This window comes from Nocardia sp. NPDC024068, from assembly GCF_040638875.1.
Classification (GTDB): Bacteria; Actinomycetota; Actinomycetes; order Mycobacteriales; family Mycobacteriaceae; genus Nocardia.
Genome location: NZ_JBEZYU010000041.1, coordinates 13,511 through 29,866 on the forward strand (window position 1 = coordinate 13,511; position 16,356 = coordinate 29,866).

The following is a 16,356-nucleotide window of genomic DNA, read 5'->3' on the forward strand; positions in this document are numbered from 1 at the left end:
GACGGCGCGTGGAGAAGAACACCGATGCTGCGATCCCGCCGCCTTCGCTGCGGCCTCCGCGGACCGCATGTACCGCCTTCGAAGGAGGCACAATGACCGTGATCGACACCCAGGTAGCAGCCCCGGCCACCACCACCGGCTGGACCCGGGCATGCCCCCTCGAGTACCTGATTCCCGGCCGCGGTGTGGCGGTGTTGTTGCCCGGCGGCCACCAGGCCGCCCTGTTCCTGCTGCCCGAGGGCACGCTGTACGCGGTCGGCAATATCGACCCCTTCGGCCGGGCGGCGGTGATGTCGCGCGGTATCGTCGGCGACCGCGGCGGTGAACCCGTCGTGGCGTCGCCGCTGCTCAAGCAGCCGTTCTCGCTGCTGGACGGCCGCTGCCTGGACGACACCACGAAGTCGCTGCCGGTATATTCGGTGCGCGTGGCCGACGGAACGGTCTCGATCTCCGACGAACCCGTGCAAATGAACGGCCTCCCGACATGACAGTTGCCGAGACGAACACTTCGCTGGCCGGTTTCACCGTCGGCATCACCGCGGCCCGGCGGGCCGAGGAGTTCGCGACCCTGCTCACCCGGCGGGGTGCCTCGATCGTGTCCGCGCCGGCCATCCGGATCATCCCGCTGGCCGACGATACCGAGCTGGAACGGGTGACCCGGGAACTGGTCGCCGCCCCACCGCAGATCACCGTGGCGACCACCGGTATCGGTTTCCGGGGCTGGATGGAGGCGGCGGAGGGCTGGGGTCTGGCCGAGCAGCTGCGCGCCATTCTCGGCGGGACCCGGATGCTCGCGCGTGGACCCAAGGCCAAGGGTGCGATCCGGGCCGCCGAACTGCGTGAGGAATGGTCGCCGGCGTCGGAGTCCTCGGCGGAGGTCCTCGACCATCTGCTCGCCGAAGGCGTCGAGGGTGTGCGCATCGCGGTGCAGCTGCACGGCGCCACCACAGAATGGGAGCCGATCCCGGATTTCTGCGAGGTGCTGCGCTGCGCCGGTGCCGATGTGGTGCCGGTTCCGGTGTACCGGTGGGAGCCGCCCGCCGATCGCGGTCCGATGGATCAGCTGATCGAGGCCATTGTCACCTCCGCGATCGACTGCGTGACGTTCACCAGTGCCCCGGCGGTCGCCTCGATGCTGATCCGGGCGAAGGAAACCGGGGTGCTCGAGGGGGTGCTGCACGCGCTGCGCAGCCGGGTTCCGGCCGCCTGCGTCGGGCCGATCACCGCGGCGCCGCTCGAAGAGCTCGGCGTACCGACCACCATGCCCGGCCGCGCGCGGCTGGGCGCTCTGGCCCGCCATGTAGCCGAGGAACTGCCGCGTCGTGCCGGGCGGATCAACGCCGCCGGGCACACCGTCAGCGTGCGCGGGGCCTGCGTGGTGGTGGACGGCACGGTGAAACAGCTCGCTCCGGCCCCGATGGCGTTGATGCGGTCGCTGGCCCGCCAGCCGGGTCGCGTGGTCTCCCGCGAGGATCTGCTGGCCGCCCTGCCCGGTGGCGGCGACGACACCCATGCGGTGGAAACCGCCATCGCCCGGCTGCGTGCGGGCCTGGGGGCGCCGAAGGCGATCCAGACCGTCGTGAAACGCGGGTACCGGCTGGCGATGGACCCGGCCGAATGTATCGACAACAACGCCGATACCGGCCCGCTGCCCGTGGTTCCCTCCCGCAACACCCGCTATGTGCGCACGGTGGTGCCCGGATGACCGCCGCCGCGCCGACGCCTCCGCTGGTGCTGGTGGCGCACGGTACCCGCAGCGGCCGGGGCGTGGAGATGATCGCCGCGCTGGCCGAGGCGGTCGGCCGGGAACTGGGGCACCGCCACGATGCCGACGGACCGTGCGGCGCGCAGATCTCCCCGGGCAAGCCCCGGGATCGGCGCGCCGCGATCCTGGACGGGCCACACGGTTTCGCGGTCTGCGGGTGCGCCCCGGACCCGCTCGCCGGTTTCGGGACGGCCGGCCCGGCTCCCGCAGCGCCGGTGGTGCGGACCGCGTTCGTGGACGTGCTGGGGCCCTCGCCCGCCGAGGTGCTGCGCGATCTGTCCGCGGATCCCGTTCCGGCCGTGGTCGTTCCGGCCTTCCTCGCCTCCGGCTACCACGTCTACCAGGATGTCCCGCGGGAAGTACGCGACAGCGGCCATCTCGCGGTGACCGTCACTCCGGCCATGGGACCCGATCCCGCATTGGCCCGCATCATGGCGGTTCGACTGCGTGCGGCCGGTTGGCGGCCCGGTGACGCGGTGGTCTTCGCTGCCGCGGGGTCGTCGGATCCGCGGGCCCGGGCCGATGTCGGCCGGGCCGCCGCCATGCTCACGGCCCAGCTCGCCACCCCCGTCCGCACGGCGTATGTCGCCACCGGCGCTCCCCGCGTGCCGGAAGTGGTGGCCGAACTACGGGCGTCCGGGCAGACGCGGGTGTTCGTCGCCTCCTACCTGCTGGCTCACGGGTTGTTCCACGAACGCCTGCACACCGCCGGTGCCACCGGGGTGGCCGAGCCGATCGGCGTGCATCCGGCGGTGGTCCGCCTGATCGCCGACCGCTACCGGGCCGCCGCCCGCCGCGCCGCCCACGAAGGGGCACGCTGACGGGGCTCGGCGGCGGTTCCCGGGCGAGCCGGCTCGGTAATTCCACCCGATTTCGTCGTGTCGGGCCATGTCTCCAGGGCGGATCTGTGACCCCCTGGCCGGGCGGAAGTCGCCGTTGCCGGGCGCTATCCCGGGTCTGCGGGTGGGCACCGCCGAGCTGTGTCGCATGTACTCCTTTGATGATCGAGCGTAACGTTTCCCGCAGGTCAATCCGCAGATAGTCGTAGGGGCCGGGATGGTTTCCGGGCGGCGCGTGGATCGGTGTCGCGCGTTGTGATGGACCTCGTGGCCGAACGCAGGAAGCGTGGTCGAGGTTGTGAAGCACCACGAAACGGAACCGGACCATCCACTCTCGGCGGCGCAGCTGCGGTGGTGGGTGGCCCAGCAGTTGCATCCGGAAATCCCGAACACCGTCGCCATGTATCTCGATCTGCACGGCCCACTCGATATCGGCCTCATGCGCGAATGCGGCCACCGCGCCGCGGGCGAACTGGAATCACCCAATATCCGGTTGTACTCCGATCTCGGGCAGCCGCGGCAGCGGCCCGACTCGCCGCTCGAGTTGCGGGTAGCCGATTTCACCGGCCACCCCGACCCGGTCGCCGCGGCATCGGAGGCCATGGCCGACGATTACGGTGCGCCACTGAAACCGCTGACCGCGGCACTCACGGTCGGAATCCTCTTCCGGGTCGCCGCTGAACATCATCTGCTGTACCTGCGCAGTCATCATATGGTCCTCGACGGCGCGGGCGCGGTGGCGCTGCTGCGCCGTACCGGGGAGCTGTACCGGGCGGGGGTGGCCGGGACCACCGCCGGGGAGGCGGGCGCGCTCGATACGGCCGGGCTGCTGGCCGCCGAAAACGATTATCGCCGTTCGGCGCGCTCGCGCGCGGACCGGGAATTCTGGCAGGAGGCACTCGCGGGGCTCGCCGATCCGGTCGGCCTCGCGGGTCATCCGGCGGCGCCCCGGCCCCGCCCGCACCGGGTCTCCGCGGCGCTGGACCCCGAGGTCGCGGATTCGATCGCCCCGGCCCGGGACCGGCTCGGCGCCACCTTCGGCGAACTCGTGGTCGCCGCGTTCGCCTGCTATCTGTCCCGGCTCACCGATAGCGACGACACCGTGCTGGCCCTGCCGCTACCGGCCCGCACCACCGCTGTGTTGCGCCGCTCGGCCGGTACCGTCGCGAATGTGGTGCCGCTGCGGCTGACGGGGATCGGCCGGAGCACGGTCGGCGGGGCCATCGCCGACGTCCACCGGCGGGTGCTGGGCGCGCTCCGCCATCAGCGGTACCCCTACGAGGACATCCAGCGCGACCGCGCCGCCGGGCGGGTGGTGCGCGGCGGGTTCGGACCGGTGATCAACGTCCTCGGTTTCGTGGAACCACTGCGGCTGGGCCCGCTCACCGGTACGGCCCAGCTGCTGTCGTCGGGACCGGTGGAGGATTTGCTGGTCAACGGCTATCAGATGGGTCCGGACGAGCGGACCGTCACCCTCGATTTCCATGGCAACCCCGCCCGCTACAGCGCCACGACGCTGGCCTGGTACCACCGCGGGTTCCTCGCGTATCTGGGCGCGTTCCTCACCGCCCCCGCCGATGCTCCCGTTCCCGAGCCGGACCTGCCGGAGCGGGCCGGTTCCGGAACCGGGCCAACCCGAAATCGAACTGCCGATGCCGGTTCCGGCCAGGTACGGACGCTGTCCGATCTGCTGCGGGGCGGGCCGGCGCACCCGGACGCGGTGGCGATCGGCGACGGCACCCGCTCGCTCACCTATCGCGAACTCGACGAGCAGGCGCGTCGCTGGGCCGGTGTCCTGCGCGATGCCGGTGTGCGGCCCGGCACGGCGGTCGCCGTGGTGGTGCCGCGATCGGTCGAATCGGTGCTCGCCGTATGGGCGGTGGCCACCTGTGGCGGCTGCCTGGTGCCGATCGACCCCGATGATCCCCCGGACCGCATCTCGACGGTGCTGGCCGGTGCGCGGGTGCGGGCCGGGCTGACGATTTCGGCGATTCGGGCGGTGCTCCCGGCCGGTGCGGAGGAGGAGAATGCGGGTGTCCCGGACGCCGGGCGAGCGGCGGCCCGCGCCGGGGCGATCCGCTGGTTCGATCTCGACCGTCCGGCACCCGCCACCACCTCGGCCGGGAGTATCCGGCCCGGGCCGGACCACCCGGCGTATCTGATCCACACCTCGGGCACCACGGGAAAACCGAAGGGGGTTCTGGTGGGCCACCGGGGTTTGGGATGGCTCACCGACCACCTTGTCGAGCACTACGGCCTGGATGCCGATTCCGTTGTCCTGCACGCGCATTCTCCGGCGTTCGACGCCCATCTCCTGGAATTGCTGGGCGCGTTCGCCGCCGGGGCGCGACTTGTGGTCGCCGCGCCCGATGCGCCGATGGGTGCCGGGCTGGGCGCCCTCGTCCGGACCGCCGGTATCACTCATCTGCTCAGTACCCCGGGAATTCTGGCGACCCTGGACCCCGCCGAGCTGCCGGATCTGCGGGTCGTGGTGACCGGCGGCGAGACGCCACCGCCCGAGCTGGTGCGCAGGTGGGCGCCGCTGGTCCGGCTGTACAACGGGTACGGCCCCACCGAGGCGACCGTGATGACGATGCAGAGTGATCCGCTCCCGCCCGGCGATCCGGTGCTCATCGGCCCGGCGTTGCCCGGGGTGCGGGCGAGACTCCTGGACCGGAGGCTGCGGCAGGCGCCCGCGGGCGGGCAGGCGGAGTTGTACCTCGGTGGCCCCGGCGTCGCGCTCGGCTATCTGGGTGATCCCGCCGCGACGGCCGCGCGGTTCGTCGCCGATCCCGCGGGTGGCGGGCGGCGGCTGTATCGCACCGGCGACCGGGTGCGGCCGGACCCCGCCGGTTACGAATACCTGGGCCGGGCCGACCGGCAGCTTTCGCTGCACGGCCGGCGGATCGAGCCCGCCGAGATCGAATCCACGCTTACCGCCGGGCCGGAGATCGCGCAGGCGGCTGTCACCGTCGCCGGCGGCCCTGGACCTGCGGCCCGGCTGATCGGCTATATCGTCGCCGCCCCCGGGCATCCTGTGGATACCGCGGCCACCCTGCGGCGGCTGCGGGCGGCGTTACCCGCCGCCCTGGTGCCCGCGGTGCTGGTGCCGATCGACCGGATTCCGTTGACTCCCAGCGGGAAACTCGATCGGGGCGCCTTGCCCGAACCGGTGCCGGTGCGCGACTACCGGCCCCCGGAGACCGAGCTGCAGCGGCTGGTCGCCGGGCGGGTCGGGTCGGCTCTCGGTCGCGAATCCGTGGGCCTGGATGACGATTTCTTCGCCCTGGGCGGTAATTCGATCCTGGGAGTGGCCCTGTCGGCCGATCTCGCCGAGCGGACCGGGGCCCCGGTCACGGTGCGCTGGCTCTACACCGCGCCGACCGTGGCCGATCTCGCCGAACGGCTCGCCGCGCACGAGCCGGCGGATGCGGCAGCGGCCGTGAACGGTATTCCGGTGGCCGGATCCGGCGCCGGGAGCGGGACGGTGCGGCTGCCGGGCACCGAATCCGTCGAGGGGATGGAGGTACTGCTTCCGTTGCGGCGCGGTGGCGATCGGCCGCCGCTGTTCTGTTTCCACTCCGCTGTCCCGCTGGCCTGGTGCTACGCCGGCCTGTCCCGCCATATCGAGGATCGGCGCGTGTACGGGGTGCAGTCGCCTGTGCTCACCGCATCCGGACCCGAACCCGGCACCGCCGACGATCTCGCCGAACACTATGTGCGCGCGATCCTCCGGGTGCAGCCGGAGGGGCCGTACCACCTGCTGGGCTGGTCGCTGGGCGGGCAGCTCGCCCATGCCGCCGGGGTGCGGTTACGGGATCGCGGTCATGCGGTCGCGCTGCTGGTCATGCTGGACAGTGTGGTGTTCCCGCCCGATTCCCCGCCGCCGTCCCGGCCGCGGATGCGGGATCTGCTCACCCATCTCCTGGGTGACGAACACGATGGGGCGACCGCCGCCGAGGAACCGGAGATCACCGCCGCCGAGGCGGCCGCCGAGCTGGCCACGGCCGGCGCCAACCTGGGGACCGGGCTGACCGCCGGTCAGCTCGAACGGCTGCACCGGGCCTATGTGGGAGGGGTCGAGATATCGCACCGCTACCGGCCCCGGGTCTTCGACGGCGATCTCCTGTACTTCTCGGCGACCCGGGGGGTGACCGAGCTGGTCGGCGGCGGACTCTGGCGGCCCTATATCACCGGTGAGCTGATCGAACATCCCGTCGACGCCGCGCACGGGCAGCTGACCAATGTCGATGTGGTGGCCGGGATCGGCCCGGTCCTGGCGCGGCATCTGGCCGGTCTCGGGGAACCGGCGGGCAGCCGATGACCGGCCGCCGTGCCCTCGCCTCCGCCGCCGCCCGGCAGGCGGCCGAGGCGCGGACCGGGCCGCCCGAGTTCTGCGGGCCGCGTACCGGTGTTGTCTGGCAGGACGTCTACGCGGACCCGGACCGCTGGTCGCGCGCGCATCCGGACGCCGCGATGTTGACCGGATGGATCACCGGCTATCTCGCGGAGCCCCATCCGGATCTGGGCCGGGACGGGCCGGTATGCCCGTTCGTCCGGCAGGCCACCCTGCGCCGCGCGCTGTGGATGGCGGTGCTGCCCGGCGGCGACGACCTCACGGTCGACGACCTGTCGGCGTCGATTCTCGACGCCCGCGACCTCTACCAGCGCTTGCGTGACGGCAGAGACGAACGCTGGTTGACCACGGTGACCGCCTTCCCGGGCCTCACCGATACCGGCCGGGTGGATCATGCGCATCGGCTGCACAAGACCGAGGTGGTGTGCGACGGGCTGATGCTGGGCCAGTTCTATCCGGGGTGCCGGGTTCCGGGGTTGTGGAACATCGATTTCCATCCGCTGGACGCACCGCTGCCGATGCTGGTGATCCGGCCGATGATGACCACCGATTTTCCGTTCCTGGTCGCGCATACCGAATGGCTGTATGCCTATTTCGGCAAGGTGGCGCCGCAGCTGCCGCGCGCGCTGCGATGGTCCATCGCCGAGCGGATGCGGGTATCCGAAGAGGAGGCGGGCCGGATCACGGCGCTGCGGGTCCACGACCGGGACGAACACGCCACGTGAATGCTCTGGGCCCGGTCCGGCTCGTGGTAGAAACCTCGGCATGTACCGGCCGCCGCGTTGCCTGGTGTACCTGTTCACGCTGTGTATCGGTCTGCTTCCGGCGGTAGCGGCCGGCCCGGCCGCCGCCGAGGGCCCGGCCCGGATACTCGAGGTACGACCGCTGGGTGGCCGGCAACTGGAGGTGGTCGTGCATTCGGCCGCCATGGACAGGCCGATCACCCTGTGGATGTCGCATCCCGGTCCCGGTGCGCCCGCGCTGTACCTGCTCAACGCCGTCGACGGCGGCGAGGACGGCGGACCGTGGATGCGGCGGACCGATGTGGTGGATTTCTTCGCCGGCAGACCGGTGAACGTGATCGTGCCGATGGGCGGGCGGGCCAGCTACTACACCGACTGGATCGCCGACGATCCGGTGCTGGGCCGCAGCAAATGGGAAACCTTTCTCACTCGTGAGCTGCCGCCTCTGCTGGGTTCCCGGTTCGCGATGACCGGGCGCAACGCCGTGGCGGGACTGTCGATGTCGGCGACCTCGGCGCTGAACCTGGCGACCCGCGCGCCGGGGCTTTACCAGGCGGTCGGCGCCTACAGCGGGTGCACCCGGACCAGTGATCCCGCGGCCCGCGCCATCGTGTACTCACAGCTGGCGCTGTTCGGCGCGAATGCCACCAATATGTGGGGCGCGCCGGATAATCCGGCCTGGCTCGACCACGATCCGATGCTGCACCTGGAACGCCTGCGCGGCACGGCACTGTACGTTTCGTCGGGCAACGGCGCTCCCGGGCAGCACGAGGTGCTGCAATCGCGCGGGATCGAGGGGGATCCGCTGCGCCTGGCCGACCGAGTGCTCGTCGGCGGCACCATGGAGGCGGTGGTGGGTAACTGCACCGGTTCGCTGGTGGCCGGGCTGGCCGCCGCGCGGATTCCGGCGACCGTGCATCTGCATCCGGGCACCCACGCCTGGGCCTACTGGCAGGACGATCTGCACCGCTCCTGGCCGGTGTTCGCGGGCGCGCTCGGAGTCTGACCGCCCGGTTCCCGGCTGTTCAGACCCGGTACCAGATGAAGGGTTCGTCGCGGGTGGGGCCGTAACGCTCGATCTGGTCGAACAGCCAGGCGGCGGGTTCCACCACGGCACTGCGGCCCTGGGCGTCGTCGTAGGCCACGAGGATGCCGACGAACGCGGCGTGACCGTCGGAGGTCTGACGGTAGACCACCGCTCCGGAATCGCCGCCCTCGGCGCCGAGGGCGTTGCTCACGTAGAGCCATTCCTCGGTGGCCTCGGTGATCGTGCCGCAACTCCACCCCGTGGTGGCGCCGATCTTGCAGACCTCCTGGCCCAGCTGGGGTTTCATATCCATCGTGGACAGCCCGAAGCGCCCCATGGACGCGGCGACGCCGATACCGTCGTAGAGCCGGATCATGCCGAATCCGAACTTCAGGCCGTCGTCGGGGTGCTGGAATTCGAACCAGCCGATCGGATTGCCGACCTTGTCGGTGACGATGCCCGGGTGATAGCAGTGTCCGGCCGTCACCGCGTACTGCGCCGCCCCGATGGAGCCGGTGAGCCCGATCGTGCATTTGTTGACCACCGCTTTGCCGTCGGCGAGCGTGGTGTGCCGGATCTCCATTCCGGGGTGGACGGTGACCGCGGGGGTCGCCGCGGCCGTCGGGCCGGGCAGCAGGGCGGTCCCGGTCGCCGCCACGGTCAGGGCCAGCACGATCAGAACCGGAAGCCGACGCCGCCCCTGCCGATGAACGCCGAACATTCGCCTACCTCGAACCTGCTCGGGCGACCGCTGACAACGGTCGATCGGGCAGCAGCGTAGACCATCGGTGCGCGAAATACCGCACAACGGGCTTCCCACCGGCTGGAAGCAGGCCCGTGGCCCCTGCGGTCCGGGCGCCGTGAGGGGTGTTCCGGTGTGTAAACAAATGTAAACCGCTGGAGAAGCCACGATTTCCGAAATTTCACCGCACCGGCCGAAAGGGAGCCTCCAGCGGACGGACCGGTCGGGTTTCGCGCGGTTTTCCCAGGTTCGCCGCCGTGGGGGCGAGGGCGCGCAACCGTTCACCGTGACCGCCACATTGCGGTGACCTCACACCTCACCGACCTGCGGTTTTCGATGTGAGAAGACCGTTTGGCCAGGTCGGGCGGCGTCCTTACAGTCGGTATCGACTCTGTATGAGCGCGGGCCCTGCGTGGTGACGCTGCGCTACCGCCTCCGGGCCTGACGCGCTCATACAAAGCATCAGCCCGATATCACCGCTCGCAGAAGAAGGGGGCGTCGTGGTTGCCTCACGAACGCCGGGCTCGGCGCATACCGGGACCGATCGGACCGCCGGGGACACCGGCGCCGGCGACGCACTCCTGCGACTGGGTAAATATTTCCAGCGCGGCGAAGTCTCCGCGGATCATCGCACCGTCCACAAGGTCGGCGGCCGCGACGGCGACGAGTTCTACCGGGACCGCTGGTCGCACGACAAGGTGGTGCGCTCGACCCACGGCGTGAACTGCACGGGGTCGTGCTCCTGGAAGATCTACGTGAAAGACGGTGTGATCACCTGGGAGTCCCAGCAGACCGACTATCCGTCCGTCGGATCCGATAAACCCGAATACGAGCCTCGTGGCTGCCCCCGCGGCGCGTCGTTCTCCTGGTACACCTATTCGCCTGCCCGGGTGCGATACCCGTATGTCCGCGGCACGCTGCTGGAACTGTACCGGGAAGCCAAGCAGCGACTGAAGGACCCGGTGCTGGCCTGGGCCGATATCGTGTCCGACCCCGAGCGCGCCCGGCAATACAAGGCCGCCCGGGGGCGGGGCGGATTCGTCCGCGCCGAATGGTGGGAGGCCGCCGAGATCGCGGCCGCCGCGCATGTACACACCATCAAGCAATACGGTCCCGACCGGATCGCCGGGTTCTCCCCGATCCCGGCCATGTCCATGGTCAGTCATGCCGTCGGCGCCCGGTTCATCTCGCTGCTGGGCGGATCGATGCTGTCGTTCTACGACTGGTACGCCGATCTGCCGGTGGCCTCACCGCAGGTGTTCGGCGACCAGACCGACGTCCCGGAATCGGCGGACTGGTTCGACGCGGGCTACCTGATCATGTGGGGGTCCAACGTCCCGGTGACCCGCACCCCCGACGCCCACTACATGACCGAAGCCCGGTATCGCGGCCAGAAGGTCGTGGTGGTGTCCCCGGATTACGCCGACAACACCAAGTTCGCCGACGAATGGGTCGCGGCCCGCCCGGGCACCGATGCCGCGCTGGCCATGGCCATGGGGCATGTGATCCTGCGCGAGTTCTTCGTCGACCGGGAGACGCCCCGGTTCCTGGACTACATCCGCAAATACACCGATCTGCCCTTCCTGATCACTGTCGAGGAAGGCGAGGACGGGGTCGCGGTGCCCGGGAAGTTCCTCACCGCCGCCGATCTCGGCAATACCGACGAGGGTGCGGAGTTCCGGACCGTGCTGCTCGACGGTGACGGCGCGCCGGTGGTGCCGAACGGATCGCTGGGGGATCGGTTCGGCGAGAACGGCACCGGGCGCTGGAACTTGGATCTCGGGGGTGTCGAGCCACTCCTGACGCTGTACGGCCGCACCGACTCGGGTGGGAGCAGGGCGGGATCGGACACAGTTGCGGCCGTACAGTTCCCCCGGTTCGATTCCGACACCCCGGGCGTGCTGACCCGTGGGGTGCCGACCACGGTGGTCGCCGGAAAACGGGTCACCACGGTCTTCGATCTGCTGCTCGCGCAGTACGCGGTGGGACGTCCCGGCCTGCCCGGCACCTGGCCCACCGGCTACGACGACGCCACCGAGCCCTACACCCCGGCCTGGCAGGAGACCATCACCGGCGTACCGGCGGTCCAGGCCCGGCGGATCGCCCGCGAATTCGCCGATAACGCCGAGCGTTCCGGCGGCCGGTCCATGATCCTGATGGGCGCCGGCACCAATCACTGGTTCCACTCCGACCAGATCTACCGCTCCTTCTTCACCCTGACCCTGCTCACCGGCTGCCAAGGCGTGAACGGCGGTGGCTGGGCGCATTACGTGGGTCAGGAGAAATGCCGCCCGGTCACGGGCTGGTCCACGCTCGCGTTCGGGCTGGACTGGCAGCGGCCGCCGCGCCAGATGCAGGGCACCGTGTTCTGGTATCTCACCAACGATCAGTGGCGCTACGACCCGTTCACCGCCGACGCCTTCTCCTCCCCACTCGGGAAGGGGAAGTTCGCGGGCCGGACGGCGGCGGACAATATCGCGCTGGCGACCCGGCTGGGCTGGATGCCCTCGTACCCGACCTTCGATCGCAACCCGCTGGACCTGGCCGATGAGGCCGAAGCCGCGGGACGCTCCGCCGCCGACCACGTGGTGGACGGACTGAAATCCGGTGACCTGCGGTTCGCCTGCGAGGATCCCGACGCGCCGGAGAACTTCCCCCGGGTGCTCACCGTGTGGCGGGCGAATCTGCTCGGGTCGTCCGGTAAGGGAAACGAATACTTCCACCGGCATCTGCTCGGCGCGGATTCCAATCTGCAGACCACCGACACCACCGGGGTGCGCCCGGAGGAGCTGGTCTGGCGCGACGAAGCCGCCACCGGGAAGCTGGATCTGCTGCTGTCGCTGGATTTCCGGATGACCAGCACCACGCTGTTCTCCGATATCGTGCTCCCGGCCGCCACCTGGTACGAGAAGCACGACCTGTCCTCGACCGATATGCATCCGTTCGTGCACGCCTTCACTCCGGCGATCTCGCCGCCGTGGGAGGCGAAAACCGATTTCGAGGCGTTCCACCGGATCGCGCGCGGTTTCTCCTGGCTGGCCGAAAAGCATCTCGGGGTGCGCAAGGACATCGTCGCGGTACCACTACAGCACGATTCACCGGACGCCCTGGCCCAGGCGGGCGGCCGGGTACTGGACTGGAAAGCCGGGGAATGCGAACCGATCCCGGGTAAGACCATGCCGAAACTGGTGCTGGTCGAACGGGACTATCCGAAGATCGCGGAGAAGATGGCCGCGCTGGGCCCGCTGGTGGAAACACTGGGCCTCACTGTCAAGGGCGTCACCACCCATCCCGGCGCCGAGGTGGAATACCTCGCGGGTGTGAACGGGACAGTGGTGTCCGGCGCCGCCCAGGGGCGGCCGTCGCTGGCCAAGGACCGCGATGCCGCGGAAGCGATCCTGGCGTTGTCGGGTACCACCAACGGGCGCCTCGCGGTGGAGGGCTTCCACGCGCTGGAACGCCGGACCGGAACCGAACTGGCGGATCTGGCGGCCGAACACGAAGGCAAGCGCATCACCTTCGCCGATACCCAGGCGCGTCCGGTGCCGGTGATCACCTCACCGGAATGGTCGGGCAGCGAAACCGGTGGGCGCCGATATTCGCCGTTCACCATCAACACCGAGCGGCTCAAACCCTGGCACACCCTGACCGGACGGCAGCATTTCTATCTCGACCACGACTGGATGATCGAACTCGGCGAACAATTGCCGACCTTCCGGCCGCCGCTGGATATGACGGCGCTGTTCTCCGAGCCCGGGGTCGGCGACGTGAGCGAGCAGGGAGTCACCGTGCGGTACCTCACCCCGCACTCCAAATGGTCCATCCACTCCGCCTACCAGGACAACCTGCATATGCTCACGCTGTCCCGGGGCGGGCAGACCATCTGGATGTCGGAGAAGGACGCCGCCAAGATCGGTGTCGCCGACAACGACTGGATCGAGGCGATCAACCGCAACGGTGTGGTGGTTGCCCGCGCGATCGTCTCGCACCGGATGCCCGAGGGCACCGTGTTCATGTACCACGCCCAGGACCGGGCGGTGGACGTCCCGCGGATCGAGGGCATCGCGCAGGCCGGCGAGAAATTCAAGGGCAAGGGCAAACGCGGCGGTATCCACAACGCGCTCACCCGGATCATGATCAAACCCACGCATCTGATCGGCGGCTACGCCCAGCAGTCGTTCGCGCTGAACTATCACGGCCCGACCGGGAACCAGCGCGACGAGGTCACCACGATCCGCCGCCGCAGCCAGCAGGTGGAGTACTGACGTGATCCGCCACCACGAGCTACCCGCGACCACGACAGGACTGATATGCGAGTGATGGCGCAGATGGCCATGGTCATGAACCTCGACAAATGCATCGGCTGCCATACCTGCTCGGTGACCTGTAAGCAGGCGTGGACCAATCGCGGCGGCACCGAGTACGTCTGGTTCAACAATGTGGAGACGCGGCCCGGTCAGGGGTATCCGCGGCAGTACCAGGATCAGGAGAAGTGGAAGGGCGGCTGGACGCTCACCAAACGCGGCACACTGACCCTGAAATCGGGTTCGCGGATGAAGCGGCTGCTCAATATCTTCGCCAACCCCGATCTGCCGACCATCGAGGACTACTACGAGCCCTGGAGCTACGAGTACGACAATCTGCTCTCCTCCCCGGCCATCGACACCACCCCGGTGGCGCGGCCGAAATCGCTGATCACCGGCGAGGATACGAAGGTCACCTGGGGCGCCAACTGGGACGACGATCTGGGCTCCGGGCCGGAACAGGTCGGTAAGGATCCGCTGCTGGCGCGGGTCTCCGAGCAGGTGAAGCTCGAATTCGAAGAGACCTTCATGTTCTACCTGCCGCGGATCTGCGAGCACTGCCTCAATCCGTCGTGCGCGGCGTCGTGCCCGTCGGGCGCCATCTACAAACGGTCCGAGGACGGCATCGTCCTCGTGGACCAGGACAAATGCCGAGGCTGGCGCCAGTGCATGACCGGCTGCCCGTACAAGAAGATCTACTTCAACCACAAAACCGGTAAAGCCGAGAAATGCACCTTCTGCTATCCGCGGGTGGAGGTCGGGATTCCGACCGTGTGCTCGGAAACCTGCGTCGGACGGCTGCGCTATATCGGCGTCATGCTCTACGACGCCGACGCGGTCCTCGAGGCGGCGTCGGTGACCGAGGACAAGGATCTGTATCCGAGTCAGCTCGGCGTGTTCCTGAACCCGCACGACCCGCGGGTGGTCGCGGAGGCCGAACGCGCCGGGATCTCGCCGGAATGGATTCAGGCGGCCCAGGATTCGCCGGTGTACAAGCTCATCGTCGACTACCAGATCGCGCTGCCGCTGCATCCGGAATACCGCACCATGCCGATGGTCTGGTACGTGCCGCCGCTCTCGCCGGTGGTGGATGTGCTGTCGGAGACCGGGCACGACGGCGAAGACCACGCCAACTTGTTCGGCGCGATCGACGCGCTGCGGATTCCGGTGGAATACCTGGCCGAACTGTTCACCGCCGGCGAGGTGGGACCGGTCCGGGCGTCATTGCAGCGGCTGGCCGGGATGCGGGCGTTCATGCGGTCGATCAACCTCGGACAGGAACCCGATCCGGCCATCGCGCCCTCGGTGCGGCTGGAGCCGGAGGAGATCGAGGCCATGTACCGGTTGCTGGCCATCGCGAAATACGAACACCGGTATGTGATCCCGACCGGTGCGGGGGCACAGGCCCACGAACTGGATTCGCTGGCGACCGGGTGCAGCCTCGACAACGACGGCGGTCCGGGGATGACGGCGTTCGATCAGATGGTGGAGAAATTCCACCTCACCGATACCAACGGCGCCGCGCCGGAGGAGAAGAACGGGCGGATCAACCTGCTCAACTGGGACGGCCGGAGTACCGACGGGCTGGTGCCGGTCGGGGGTGACGGCTCGAATGCCGGCGCGGGCGACGGGACCGGGTCCAACGGGAGCGCATCCAACGGGAGCGCATCCAACGGCAAGGGCGCCGACGGTAACGGCGCGAACGGTCATGCCGCGAACGGGCACGGTGCGAACAGCGACACCGGTGTGAACGGAAACGGTTCCGCGGCATCAGCGAACGGTGACGCGGGAGTGGCACCCACGGAGGTCCGGCGATGAGGCGATACCCCCGCCGACGTCACGGCCTCCGCGGACCGGATAAACCTGCCGCGAGGGGTATCCGATGGCTCTGCTGAAACTGCGCCGCCGCCCCGAACCGGCGCTGGCGATGAGCGAACGGGACCGGCGGATCGTCTGGCGGACGGCCGCGCTGTTGCTGGACTATCCCGGTGCCGGCACGCTCGCGATGCTCGATCAGGTCGCCGAGGCGGTGCGTGACCTACCCGAGCCGGTGCGCACCCAGCTGTCGGAGTTCTGTCACCACCTGCGCGTCACTCCCGAACTCGAACTGGGTGCCCGTTACGTCGAAACCTTCGATATGCGGCGCCGCGCCAGCCTGCATCTCACCTTCTACGCCTACGGCGACACCCGGAAGCGAGGAATGGCGCTGCTGCGGTTCAAACACGCCTACCGGCACGCCGGGGTGGAACTCGGCGAAACCGAGCTGCCCGACCACCTGCCGGTCCTGCTGGAGTTCGCGGCCACCGTCGACCCCATCGGCGGGGAACGTCTGCTCGGCGAGCACGTTCCGGTGCTGGAACTGCTGCGGCTGTCGCTGGCGGACAACGGATCGCCGTACGCCGGGGTGCTGGCCGCGGTCGTCTCCACCCTCGCTCCGCCCACCACCGCGGACCGGCGCCGGATCGCCGAACTCGCCGCCCAGGGTCCGCCGGAGGAAGAGGTCGGACTCGAGCCCTTCGCCATGGACCCGACGATGCCGGACCGCTCGGCAGGCCGCCGATGACGCGTGACCTCCGCCG

Annotated in this window: 10 protein-coding genes; 9 read left to right on the top strand and 1 reads right to left on the bottom strand. The window is 69.5% G+C overall.

The window, feature by feature from the left end; all coding sequences use genetic code 11:
- The first annotated feature begins 92 nt into the window (after positions 1-92).
- The 6 genes from nirD (at position 93) to AB0F41_RS23850 (ending at position 8,710) form a co-directional block, all read left to right on the top strand.
- Positions 93-488: a nitrite reductase small subunit NirD gene (gene nirD / locus AB0F41_RS23825; protein WP_357427315.1), complete on the top strand. Its 396-nt coding sequence runs from the start codon at positions 93-95 to the stop codon at positions 486-488.
- Positions 485-1,705, top strand: a complete 1,221-nt coding sequence (locus tag AB0F41_RS23830) for a uroporphyrinogen-III synthase (RefSeq protein ID WP_357427317.1) — start codon at positions 485-487, stop codon at positions 1,703-1,705. The genes nirD and AB0F41_RS23830 overlap by 4 nt, the downstream gene beginning before the upstream one ends.
- Positions 1,702-2,586 carry a CbiX/SirB N-terminal domain-containing protein gene (locus AB0F41_RS23835; RefSeq protein ID WP_357427319.1) on the top strand — a complete coding sequence of 295 codons (885 nt, stop codon included), beginning with the start codon at positions 1,702-1,704 and terminating at the stop codon, positions 2,584-2,586. The genes AB0F41_RS23830 and AB0F41_RS23835 overlap by 4 nt, the downstream gene beginning before the upstream one ends.
- Positions 2,587-2,890: 304 nt before the next feature.
- Entirely contained in the window at positions 2,891-6,928 is a 4,038-nt protein-coding gene (locus AB0F41_RS23840; protein WP_357427321.1) for an amino acid adenylation domain-containing protein, read from the top strand.
- Positions 6,925-7,686 carry a DUF6875 domain-containing protein gene (locus AB0F41_RS23845; protein WP_357427323.1) on the top strand — a complete coding sequence of 254 codons (762 nt, stop codon included), beginning with the start codon at positions 6,925-6,927 and terminating at the stop codon, positions 7,684-7,686. The genes AB0F41_RS23840 and AB0F41_RS23845 overlap by 4 nt, the downstream gene beginning before the upstream one ends.
- Before the next feature lie 40 nt (positions 7,687-7,726).
- Entirely contained in the window at positions 7,727-8,710 is a 984-nt protein-coding gene (locus AB0F41_RS23850) for an alpha/beta hydrolase family protein (RefSeq protein ID WP_357427325.1), read from the top strand.
- Positions 8,711-8,729: 19 nt separating this feature from the next.
- Here AB0F41_RS23850 and AB0F41_RS23855 read toward each other — a convergent pair whose 3' ends face one another.
- Complete coding sequence (locus AB0F41_RS23855; RefSeq protein ID WP_357427327.1) at positions 8,730-9,452, bottom strand: hypothetical protein; 723 nt, start codon at positions 9,450-9,452, stop codon at positions 8,730-8,732.
- Positions 9,453-10,054: 602 nt separating this feature from the next.
- Here AB0F41_RS23855 and AB0F41_RS23860 point away from each other — a divergent pair.
- The 3 genes from AB0F41_RS23860 (at position 10,055) to narJ (ending at position 16,340) form a co-directional block, all read left to right on the top strand.
- Positions 10,055-13,738, top strand: a complete 3,684-nt coding sequence (locus AB0F41_RS23860; RefSeq protein WP_357427359.1) for a nitrate reductase subunit alpha — start codon at positions 10,055-10,057, stop codon at positions 13,736-13,738.
- A 45-nt stretch (positions 13,739-13,783) separates the two neighbouring features.
- Complete coding sequence (gene narH / locus AB0F41_RS23865; protein ID WP_357427329.1) at positions 13,784-15,595, top strand: nitrate reductase subunit beta; 1,812 nt, start codon at positions 13,784-13,786, stop codon at positions 15,593-15,595.
- A 64-nt stretch (positions 15,596-15,659) separates the two neighbouring features.
- Positions 15,660-16,340: a nitrate reductase molybdenum cofactor assembly chaperone gene (gene narJ / locus AB0F41_RS23870; RefSeq protein WP_357427331.1), complete on the top strand. Its 681-nt coding sequence runs from the start codon at positions 15,660-15,662 to the stop codon at positions 16,338-16,340.
- The last annotated feature ends 16 nt before the right edge of the window (positions 16,341-16,356 follow it).

Coding starts and splice junctions, on each gene's coding strand:
- AB0F41_RS23845 (WP_357427323.1), top strand. CDS start 6,925: ATGACCGGCCGCCGTGCCCTCGCCTCCGCCGCCGCCCGGCAGGCGGCC.
- narH (WP_357427329.1), top strand. CDS start 13,784: ATGCGAGTGATGGCGCAGATGGCCATGGTCATGAACCTCGACAAATGC.
- AB0F41_RS23830 (WP_357427317.1), top strand. CDS start 485: ATGACAGTTGCCGAGACGAACACTTCGCTGGCCGGTTTCACCGTCGGC.
- AB0F41_RS23855 (WP_357427327.1), bottom strand. CDS start 9,452: ATGTTCGGCGTTCATCGGCAGGGGCGGCGTCGGCTTCCGGTTCTGATC.
- AB0F41_RS23850 (WP_357427325.1), top strand. CDS start 7,727: ATGTACCGGCCGCCGCGTTGCCTGGTGTACCTGTTCACGCTGTGTATC.
- AB0F41_RS23835 (WP_357427319.1), top strand. CDS start 1,702: ATGACCGCCGCCGCGCCGACGCCTCCGCTGGTGCTGGTGGCGCACGGT.
- nirD (WP_357427315.1), top strand. CDS start 93: ATGACCGTGATCGACACCCAGGTAGCAGCCCCGGCCACCACCACCGGC.
- narJ (WP_357427331.1), top strand. CDS start 15,660: ATGGCTCTGCTGAAACTGCGCCGCCGCCCCGAACCGGCGCTGGCGATG.